Below are 10,220 nucleotides of genomic sequence, written 5' to 3' on the forward strand. Positions count from 1 at the left end.
TCTCCACTCTAAATTTTGGAACAATCATTATACGGCTTTCTGCATCATCGTCCCGTGCATATATTGTAGCACGCTTCCTGTTTAGTTTTTACTAAATTTACAGACCAAATATAAATTTACCAATGGAGCCAACTCAAGCCTACGTCCCTAAACATAAGATCCGTTTTGTTACCGCTGCTGCACTGTTTGACGGGCATGATGCTACCATCAATATCATGAGACGCATCCTGCAGTCTTCCGGAGCAGAAGTAATCCATCTTGGACATAACAGATCAGTAGAGGAAGTGGTCAATTGCGCCATTCAGGAAGACGTACAGGGCATAGCCATGACCTCCTATCAGGGCGGACATATAGAGTATTTCAAATACATGTATGATCTGCTGCAGGAACGCAATTCAAAACACATAAAAATATTTGCCGGCGGCGGCGGGGTTATATTACCGTCCGAAATCACCGAATTACAAAATTATGGGATAACAAAGATTTATTCCCCCGATGATGGCCGTACCATGGGCCTTCAGGGGATGATCAATGATATGCTGGAGCAAACGGATTATATCACCAGTAGTGAGATTACCAATGAGCTGGAATTGATCCCCAAAAAAGACTTAAAAAGTATTGCTTCTGCCATTACCATAGCAGAGAATGATCCTAAAGCAGCCCAGTATTTTGTAAATGAACTTAAAAAGCTTACCCTTAAAAATCAGGCACCAGTATTGGGTATTACTGGCACCGGAGGTTCCGGAAAATCTTCGCTGGTAGATGAATTGGTAAGACGCTTCCTGATGGAAGTTAAGGACAAAACCTTAGCCATTATATCTGTTGATCCTTCTAAAAGAAAAACCGGCGGTGCCTTGCTGGGCGACCGGATAAGGATGAACGCCATAGATACACCAAGGGTATATATGCGGTCACTCGCCACAAGACAAGCAAATTTAGCACTATCCGTAAATGTACAGGAAAGCATAGACATCTGTAAAGCCGCAGGATATGATCTGATTATTGTGGAAACCTCCGGAATAGGCCAGTCTGATACAGAAATCACAGAGCATTGCGATGTTTCACTCTATGTAATGACGCCTGAATTTGGCGCCGCTACACAACTCGAAAAAATAGATATGCTGGATTTTGCCGATCTGGTAGCCATCAATAAATTTGATAAAAGAGGTGCACTGGACGCGCTGCGTGATGTACGAAAACAATATAAAAGAAATCATCATCTGTTCGAGGCAAAAGATAACGAAGTTCCTGTTTTCGGCACCATGGCTTCTCAATTTAACGATCCCGGTATGAATCATCTGTTTGCCGCGCTCATCGGGAAGATAAAAACAAAAACGGGAATAGACTTTAATGCACAAAAGATCCTCACTACAGGAACTTCCGAAAAGATATACATTATCCCTCCCGACAGAACGCGGTACCTGGCCGAAATAGCTGAATCAAGCCAGCAGTATAATGAATGGGTAGAGCAACAAGCTACTATTGCCAGGAAACTTTATCAATTGAGCGGTGTGCTTGACCTTTTAAAGGATCAGAAAAAAGTTTCTGCTGACGAAGAAAATACGGTAGCTGCCATTCAGCAGTTATACAACCATCTTGAAGAGCAACTGGACGGACATAACCGAAGGCTGATCAGGGAATGGCCGGAAACAGTCAAAAAATATAAAGAAGAATATTTCATCTACAAGGTGAGGGATAAAGAGATTAAGCAGCCTTTATTTTATGAATCTCTTTCACAGCTTAAAATACCGAAAGTATCACTCCCAAGGTACCAGGACTGGGGAGACATTCTTCGGTGGTTATTAACCGAAAATGTACCTGGTGAATTTCCATATGCTGCCGGTGTGTTTCCATTAAAACGTGAAGGTGAGGACCCTACCCGGATGTTTGCCGGCGAAGGAGGGCCTGAAAGAACAAACAAAAGGTTTCATTATGTTTCGCTCGGACAGCCAGCGCACCGCTTATCCACAGCTTTTGATTCCGTAACGCTGTATGGTGAAGATCCGCATATCCGCCCCGATATATATGGCAAGATTGGCAATTCAGGAGTGAGTATCGCTACGCTTGATGATGCAAAAAAACTATACTCCGGCTTCGACCTTTGTGCCGCCTCTACCTCTGTGTCCATGACCATCAATGGGCCCGCTCCAATGTTATTAGGGTTTTTCATGAACGTGGCCATTGATCAGCAATGTGAAAAATACATTATAGAACATGGGCTTCAGCAGGAGGTCAACGAAAAAATAAATAAAATCTACCAGCAGCAAAAAAGACCCGTCTACAATGGAGCGCTTCCTGCAGGAAATGACGGATTAGGTTTATTATTATTAGGTGTTACAGGTGATCAGGTTCTGCCTGCTGAGGTATACCAAAAGATACGGGCTTATGCCATTAGCTCAGTTCGTGGAACCGTCCAAGCTGATATCCTGAAAGAAGATCAGGCGCAAAATACCTGCATCTTTTCCACAGAATTTGCGCTGAGGATGATGGGCGATATCCAAAAATATTTTATTGACGAAAAAGTCAGAAACTTTTATTCTGTATCTATCTCAGGCTATCATATCGCTGAAGCTGGTGCTAATCCCATATCACAGCTGGCATTTACACTGAGTAACGGATTCACCTTTGTCGAATACTATTTGAGCCGTGGAATGCACATCGACGACTTTGCACCTAACCTCTCCTTCTTCTTCTCTAACGGCATTGATCCTGAATATGCAGTTATAGGTCGTGTAGCACGCAGGATATGGGCCAAAGCCATCAAAAATAAATACAAGGGAAACGACCGTTCGCAAAAGCTTAAATATCATATTCAAACTTCAGGCAGGTCGCTGCATGCGCAGGAAATTGACTTTAATGATATCCGGACAACGTTACAGGCACTTTATGCCATATATGACAACTGCAATTCCTTACATACCAACGCCTATGATGAAGCCATCACCACACCTACCGAAGAATCGGTAAGGAGAGCGATGGCTATACAGCTGATCATTAACCGGGAACTGGGCTTAGCTAAAAACGAAAATCCATTGCAGGGTGCTTTTATTATAGAAGATCTGACCGATCTGGTTGAAGAAGCGGTGCTGATGGAATTTAAGCGCATCAATGATCGTGGTGGTGTACTAGGCGCAATGGAAACCATGTATCAGCGCGGAAAGATCCAGGAAGAAAGTTTATACTATGAAACGCTCAAGCACAATGGTGAGTATCCAATTATAGGAGTAAATACATTTCTGAATAAAAAAGGATCCCCTACTATTGTACCGGGCGAGATCATCCGCGCAACAGAAGATGAGAAAACCGGTCAGATAGCAGCATTAAAGGCATTTCATCAGCACAATGATGAACATATGGCCCAGGCGCTTAAAAAGCTACAGCAAACGGCAGTAGCGGGTGGAAACATATTCGAAGAACTAATGGAAGTTTGCAAAATTTGTTCTCTCGGACAAATTTCAAAAGCCCTTTACGAAGTTGGCGGTCAATACAGAAGAAACATGTAAATAAAATAAAGTACCCATAACTATCATTTACGATTTTTATTATATTGTAGAAATAATTCTTAAAAAAAGAAATTTCAACAATAATCAATCATCTGAATGACCGTAATCTCACAACAATGGACACTTACTCAGAAAATAATATTTCGATATGTCTTTATTTCCTTCGGTTTATTTATTATTCTGCAGAATAATGGAGCCTATCCCTTACTAGGAATGGTGTCGAGGTATATCGACCAGGGTTTGCATCTTTTTATACCCTGGATGGCAAAAAACTTTATACATCCCGGGTACGAAATTACAGTTTTTACGAATGGTAGTGGCGACACTACCTACGATTACCTGATACTGCTGGTTATTGCCCTTGCTGCAATTCCTGGTACCCTCATATGGAGTCTTACAGATAGGAAAAGGCTAAATTATTACAATCTCTATTACTGGCTTACTGTTGCTGCAAGATATTACGTGGGTTTTATGCTGATCCAGTATGGCTCAATTAAAGTGATCAAACTTCAATTTTCAAGCCCTACTCAATACCGTTTAAATGAAGCATATGGCGATTCAACACCGATGGGTCTCGCATGGACATTCCTCGGTTTCTCTACCGGTTATAATCTATTTATGGGCATTGCTGAATTGATGGCAGGATTTCTCCTCTTTAGGAGGACAGTGGCCATCGGGGCTATATTTACCTTAATGGCAAGCGTCAATGTGATGGCTGTGAATTACTTTTACAATGTACCGGTAAAAATAATATCTACAGGACTGGTTACACTTTCTATCTTTTTACTTTCCCCAAATCTCGACCGGCTGTACCAATTGTTTATCCGGGGTGAGGCCATAAAACTTCAAACAATAGATCCGCCGTATATTAAAAAGAAATGGTTGCGTTATACCAAAATCGCATTTAAATATCTGTTAATAAGCTTTGTAATAGTAGTTAACATTATTCAGCTACTCCAGGGTAGAAAACAATATGGAGATGCCGCTCCTAAATCACCTTTATACGGAACCTATACCGTTGAAATGTACAAGTTAAACAAAGACACTATACCTCCGGATACCAGACAGCAAAAACGTTGGAAAGCCTTATTTATAGGGGGCGTCTCAAGGGCGTCCATTCGTTTAATGAATGATAGTTTACAAACCATTGATATGAGTGCGGATACGAAACTGAAAAAATTAACACTCATTTTTGATGCCGATTCAACAAAAGCTAAACAGATACTGTACTATGAAATCCCTGGAAAAGGACGCTTATTAATAAAAGGAAAACTTTATGGCGATTCCATTAAAGTAGAGCTTAGCAAAAAAAGTTTCAGATTAATGGATACAAACTTCCATTGGATAAATGAAAGGCCAGATAATAAATAGGCTATAAATAGAAAAGCGCAAACAGCTTTCGGGCTATTTGCGCTTTTTTTATAGTTTGATACGATGAGTTAAGCGTGGATCCAGCTGAATTTATAGTCTATTGTAGGTGTCTTCATACGCTCTGCAACGCGTAATAACCTGCTTGGTAAAGCCATAATATAATCACGGGCTTTTTCACCAGTCTCATTTAAATCACGCATGCTTTCCAGCTTCCATTCTTCAATCAACTGCTGCATGATCTCTACATAATCAACTGCCGTATATACGCCCAAACGCTGTGCGGCATCAGTGAAGTGACCAAATGTCTGTCCCATTTTTAAGCCCATTTCTCTTAAGAAATGCGCAGGCATAACAATCTTCTTGCGCATCATATCTTCAAATGCGATCAGGGCTTCATTTGGATCTACTTCAAATATTTTAGACATAAAGTCTTTATAGGCTTTTGCATGTCTAGCTTCATCGGAAGCTATAGTACCACAGATTTTAGAAAGTAAGGTATCACCATCTTTTTTAGCTAAAGATGCCACCCTGCGATGGGAGATATTTGTAGCGAGTTCCTGGAAACTGGTGTAAATAAAATTGCGATAAGGATCATGTCCTGTACCGATGTCAAAACCATCAGCTATCAGATATTGCGTAGAAATCTCCATCTGACGCATATCTACCCGGCCTGAAAGGTAAAGGTACTTATTTAACAAATCACCATGTCTGTTCTCTTCAGCAGTCCAGTGACGGTTCCATCTCATCCATCCACCTTCTTCCTTACGACTTACACCTTCAACCATAGCTAACCATGATTCATATGTTGGTAATGCTTCTTCTGTAATGGTATCCCCGATCAATACAGCAACAAGATCATAAGAAAGACTGTTCGCGGTTTCCCGAAGGGATTTAATATCCTGAATAAAAGTGTCACTGGTAGAAACAGGCAAAAAATCAGTAGGCTGCCAATTTGTATCAATCGGTTTCAGGTAAGTATCCATCATATCAAGCATATACTGCTCTATATGAAGCATTACTTCCCTTCTTTTTTCAGCAAAAAAGCTCATTATATCTGTATTTTAGTTTAGCTCCAAAGATAACCAAAATTATTTCATAAAGCCTTTCGGATGCCATTTTAATGGCGAATATGGAGCAATAATTTTCGTTTTTCGATTGAACAATGAAAATAATTAATTTACCTATACAAACAACGGGGAAACACCTAAATTGTTTTGAAGACTATCCCAAATCAAACAGGAAAATCAACTGTTGAAAACCATTACAAGTTAATTAATTTAAAAAATCAGCCCGGGTCACCATTCATCAAATCATATTAGCAGTGAAGAGGATAAATAATTAAACATCGTATTTTCGGAAGATCAGGCAACACATGGAATTTGCAAGAATAAAGAAAGTTATAAATTAAGGTACAAAAATAGAGTTACGCTCAACTCAACTCATCATGAAATTAGCTTAAGCGCAAATATTCAATAAAAGAGTATGCCAGTAAAAAGGCTTTAAACCAGAAAAGCCTCTCAGTTTCCTGAAAGGCTTTCTTTAAGATTTGGCACCGACCTACTCTCCCACGTGTTACCGCAGTACCATCGGCTCTGGTGGGCTTAACTTCTCTGTTCGGAATGGGAAGAGGTGGACACCACCGATATAGGCACCTAAATGTCTTTATCGAGCTCGCTTCTGTATAACTACTTTAGCGATGATTTACTTGATATAATATTTTTATAATGTTTATGCTTTCGGTTCCCTTTGCCTGTATCCCTATTCGCTCTCGCTAGTTGGATCAGTACCGGTCGCCTTGGCCTAAACAATGACAATGATTGAAAGAAGTTAGTCTGAAGAACAAACAACAATTTTTTGCTCTTGAAAGCTTCGGATGATTAGTATTACTCGACTATGTTGTCACCAACTTTACATCTGTAACCTATCAACGTAGTAGTCTGCTACGGTCCTATATGGAATTCTCATCTCGTGGCTAGTTTCGCACTTAGATGCTTTCAGCGCTTATCTATTCCCAACGTAGCTACTCTGCAATGCCCCTGGCGGAACAACAGATTCACTAGAGGTTAGTCCAACCCGGTCCTCTCGTACTAAGGTCAGCCCCACTCAAAATTCCTACGCCCACAACAGATAGGGACCGAACTGTCTCGCGACGTTCTGAACCCAGCTCGCGTGCCACTTTAATCGGCGAACAGCCGAACCCTTGGGACCTTCTCCAGCCCCAGGATGTGACGAGCCGACATCGAGGTGCCAAACCTCCCCGTCGATATGAGCTCTTGGGGGAGATCAGCCTGTTATCCCCAGCGTACCTTTTATCCTTTGAGCGATGGCCCTTCCATGCAGAACCACCGGATCACTATATCCGTCTTTCGACCCTGCTCGGCTTGTCTGCCTCACAGTCAAGCAAGCTTATGCTATTGCACTCCTCATACGGTTACCAAGCGTATTGAGCTTACCTTTGAAAGCCTCCGTTACCTTTTTGGAGGCGACCACCCCAGTCAAACTACCCATCAAACAATGTCCCCCCCTGAAAGGGGTTAGACACCGAATACAGAAAGGGTGGTATTTCAACGTTGACTCCACAACACCTAGCGATGCCGCTTCACAGTCTCCCACCTATCCTACACATCCTGTATCCAATGTCAATGTTAAATTGTAGTGAAGGTGCATGGGGTCTTTCCGTCCCGTTGCGGGTACCCGGCGTCTTCACCGGGACCACAATTTCACCGAGCTCATGGCTGAGACAGCGCCCAGATCGTTACACCATTCGTGCAGGTCGGAACTTACCCGACAAGGAATTTCGCTACCTTAGGACCGTTATAGTTACGGCCGCCGTTTACTGGGGCTTCGATTCAATGCTTCTCCTTGCGAATGACATCCCCTCTTAACCTTCCAGCACCGGGCAGGTGTCAGGCCTTATACTTCATCTTTCGATTTTGCAAAGCCATGTGTTTTTGTTAAACAGTCGCCTGGGCCTTTTCACTGCGGCTGACATTACTGCCAGCGCCCCTTCTCCCGAAGTTACAGGGCCATTTTGCCGAGTTCCTTAGCCATGATTCACTCGAGCGCCTTAGAATTCTCTTCCCGGATACCTGTGTCGGTTTGCGGTACGGGTTTTTATAACCTGAAGCTTAGCGGTTTTTCTTGGAAGTCTGATTACCTGCGCTATCCACTTACCCGAAGGCTTGCGGTACTATCGACGTTCAGCTAGAGTGGCGGATTTGCCTACCTCTCCAATACCTACAGTCTTTAACGATCTATTCCGTCAGATCGCGGCAGTGTCACTACTCCGTCCCCACATCGCAGTTATAAAAAGTACTGGAATATTAACCAGTTGTCCATCGAATTTCCCCTTCGGGTTCTCCTTAGGCCCCGACTAACCCTGATCCGATTAGCGTTGATCAGGAAACCTTATCCTTTCGGCGGGCAGGTTTCTCGCCTGCCTTATCGTTACTTATGCCTACATTTGCTTTTCCAGAAGCTCCAACACAGCTTACGCCATATCTTCGCTGCCGCTGGAATGCTCCCCTACCGTAGAATTTACATTCTACCCATAGCTTCGGTATACTACTTGATGCCCGTTTATTATCCATGCACGATCGCTCGACTAGTGAGCTGTTACGCACTCTTTAAATGAATGGCTGCTTCCAAGCCAACATCCTAGCTGTCTGTGCAATCGCACCTCGTTAGTTCAACTTAGTAGTAATTTAGGGACCTTAGCTGATGGTCTGGGTTCTTTCCCTCTCGGCCCGTGACCTTAGCACCCCGGGCCTCACTGCCGTGTATATTTGATAGCATTCGGAGTTTGTCTGGATTTGGTAGGATTTGACTCCCCCGCACCCAATCAGTAGCTCTACCTCTATCAAACTTAACCACGACGCTGTTCCTAAAAACATTTCGGGGAGTACGAGCTATTTCCCAGTTTGATTAGCCTTTCACCCCTACCCACAGATCATCCGGAAACTTTTCAACGTTTATCGGTTCGGTCCTCCAGTACGTGTTACCGCACCTTCAACCTGTCCATGGGTAGATCACAAGGTTTCGCGTCTACCTCCCCTGACTATACGCCCTATTCAGACTCGCTTTCGCTTCGGATCCGTGTCTGAAACACTTAACCTTGCCAGAGAAGAGTAACTCGTAGGCTCATTATGCAAAAGGCACGCCGTCACGCCACCTGGACGCTCCGACCGCTTGTAAGTACACAGTTTCAGGTTCTATTTCACTCCCCTGTTCGGGGTTCTTTTCACCTTTCCCTCACGGTACTGGTTCACTATCGGTCTCTCAGGAGTATTTAGCCTTACCGGATGGTGCCGGCAGATTCCCACAAGGCGTCTCCGACCTCGCGGTACTCAGGATACTACTAGGCTAATGTCCCTTACGTGTACGCGGCTCTCACGCTATATTGCCAGGCTTCCCATCCTGTTCCACTTCAATTCATTAATACCACATCGTAGTCCTACAACCCCAGCTATGCCGTAACATAACTGGTTTGGGCTCTTTCCCGTTCGCTCGCCACTACTTAGGAAATCATTATTATTTTCTCTTCCTCTGCTTACTTAGATGTTTCAGTTCGGCAGGTTTGCGCACCGCAGTGCGACTGATCTTCAATCAGCCAGGTTTCCCCATTCGGAAATCTCCGGATTAATTCATATTTGCTAATACCCGAAGCTTATCGCAGCTTATCACGTCCTTCATCGCCTCTGAGAGCCAAGGCATCCCCTGTGTACTCTTTCTTACTTTCTTCTCTCCATAGCCTTTTGCGCCTATGGAAATGCTTTTTTAATATAAGTCGTTAACCTTTTTGTTCTTCTTCTCCGATAATTGCTTATCTTCCTTTCATCAACCAAGTGCTAACAACGTCTCTATTGTTGTTTGCTCTTCTTTTAACTTCTTCCAATATGTCAAAGAACTTTTCTATCCCCGGTTACCATCGCTGGTTTCCTACTTTGTTTGGCCTTCTATCTTAAGCCAGGGTGATGGTGGAGAATAACGGAGTCGAACCGTTGACCTCCTGCGTGCAAGGCAGGCGCTCTAGCCAGCTGAGCTAATCCCCCGTAGAATGGTTTGTATTCCTAATGTAGTCCCGAGCAGATTTGAACTGCTGACCCCTACATTATCAGTGTAGTGCTCTAACCAAACTGAGCTACGGGACTATTTGTCTTTACTTCAGTAGGGCGAACAACTTATACCGTGTTTCATCCTATGGGTGTTTCTTTTTGAGATCTATTGTCATTTATATCATTTACGCAGATCGGGCAGTTAGTCTTGCTCCAGAAAGGAGGTATTCCAGCCGCACCTTCCGGTACGGCTACCTTGTTACGACTTAGCCCCAGTTATCGGTTTTACCCT

3 protein-coding genes, 2 tRNA genes and 2 rRNA genes are annotated in these 10,220 nt (G+C 43.2%); 2 read left to right on the plus strand and 5 right to left on the minus strand.

Going from position 1 to position 10,220, the window contains the following annotated elements; all coding sequences use genetic code 11:
* Window positions 1-122 precede the first annotated feature (122 nt).
* Together GSQ84_RS08250 and GSQ84_RS08255 are read left to right on the plus strand one after the other, a co-directional pair.
* Window positions 123-3,503: a methylmalonyl-CoA mutase family protein gene (locus tag GSQ84_RS08250; RefSeq protein ID WP_158796770.1), complete on the plus strand. Its 3,381-nt coding sequence runs from the start codon at window positions 123-125 to the stop codon at window positions 3,501-3,503.
* Window positions 3,504-3,599: 96 nt separating this feature from the next.
* Window positions 3,600-4,874: a hypothetical protein gene (locus tag GSQ84_RS08255; RefSeq protein ID WP_158796771.1), complete on the plus strand. Its 1,275-nt coding sequence runs from the start codon at window positions 3,600-3,602 to the stop codon at window positions 4,872-4,874.
* 68 nt (window positions 4,875-4,942) lie between these two features.
* On the opposite strand, the gene GSQ84_RS08260 is transcribed toward GSQ84_RS08255, so the two are convergent.
* From GSQ84_RS08260 to GSQ84_RS08280, 5 genes are all read right to left on the minus strand, one after another.
* Window positions 4,943-5,923, minus strand: a complete 981-nt coding sequence (locus GSQ84_RS08260; RefSeq protein ID WP_158796772.1) for an acyl-ACP desaturase — start codon at window positions 5,921-5,923, stop codon at window positions 4,943-4,945.
* A 495-nt stretch (window positions 5,924-6,418) separates the two neighbouring features.
* Window positions 6,419-6,530, minus strand: a 5S ribosomal RNA gene (gene rrf, locus GSQ84_RS08265).
* Window positions 6,531-6,732: 202 nt separating this feature from the next.
* Window positions 6,733-9,614, minus strand: a 23S ribosomal RNA gene (locus tag GSQ84_RS08270).
* Between the two features lie 234 nt (window positions 9,615-9,848).
* A tRNA-Ala gene (locus GSQ84_RS08275) sits at window positions 9,849-9,925 on the minus strand.
* Window positions 9,926-9,949: 24 nt separating this feature from the next.
* Window positions 9,950-10,024: transfer RNA gene (locus GSQ84_RS08280), tRNA-Ile, on the minus strand.
* Window positions 10,025-10,220: the final 196 nt, after the last annotated feature.

This window comes from Pedobacter sp. L105 (genome assembly GCF_009765875.1).
In the GTDB taxonomy this organism is placed as follows: domain Bacteria; phylum Bacteroidota; class Bacteroidia; order Sphingobacteriales; family Sphingobacteriaceae; genus Pedobacter.

What these genes read in the sequence shown, in the direction of transcription:
- GSQ84_RS08250 (WP_158796770.1), top strand. Translation starts at nt 123, where the DNA reads ATGGAGCCAACTCAAGCCTACGTCCCTAAACATAAGATCCGTTTTGTT.
- GSQ84_RS08255 (WP_158796771.1), top strand. Translation starts at nt 3,600, where the DNA reads ATGACCGTAATCTCACAACAATGGACACTTACTCAGAAAATAATATTT.
- GSQ84_RS08260 (WP_158796772.1), bottom strand. Translation starts at nt 5,923, where the DNA reads ATGAGCTTTTTTGCTGAAAAAAGAAGGGAAGTAATGCTTCATATAGAG.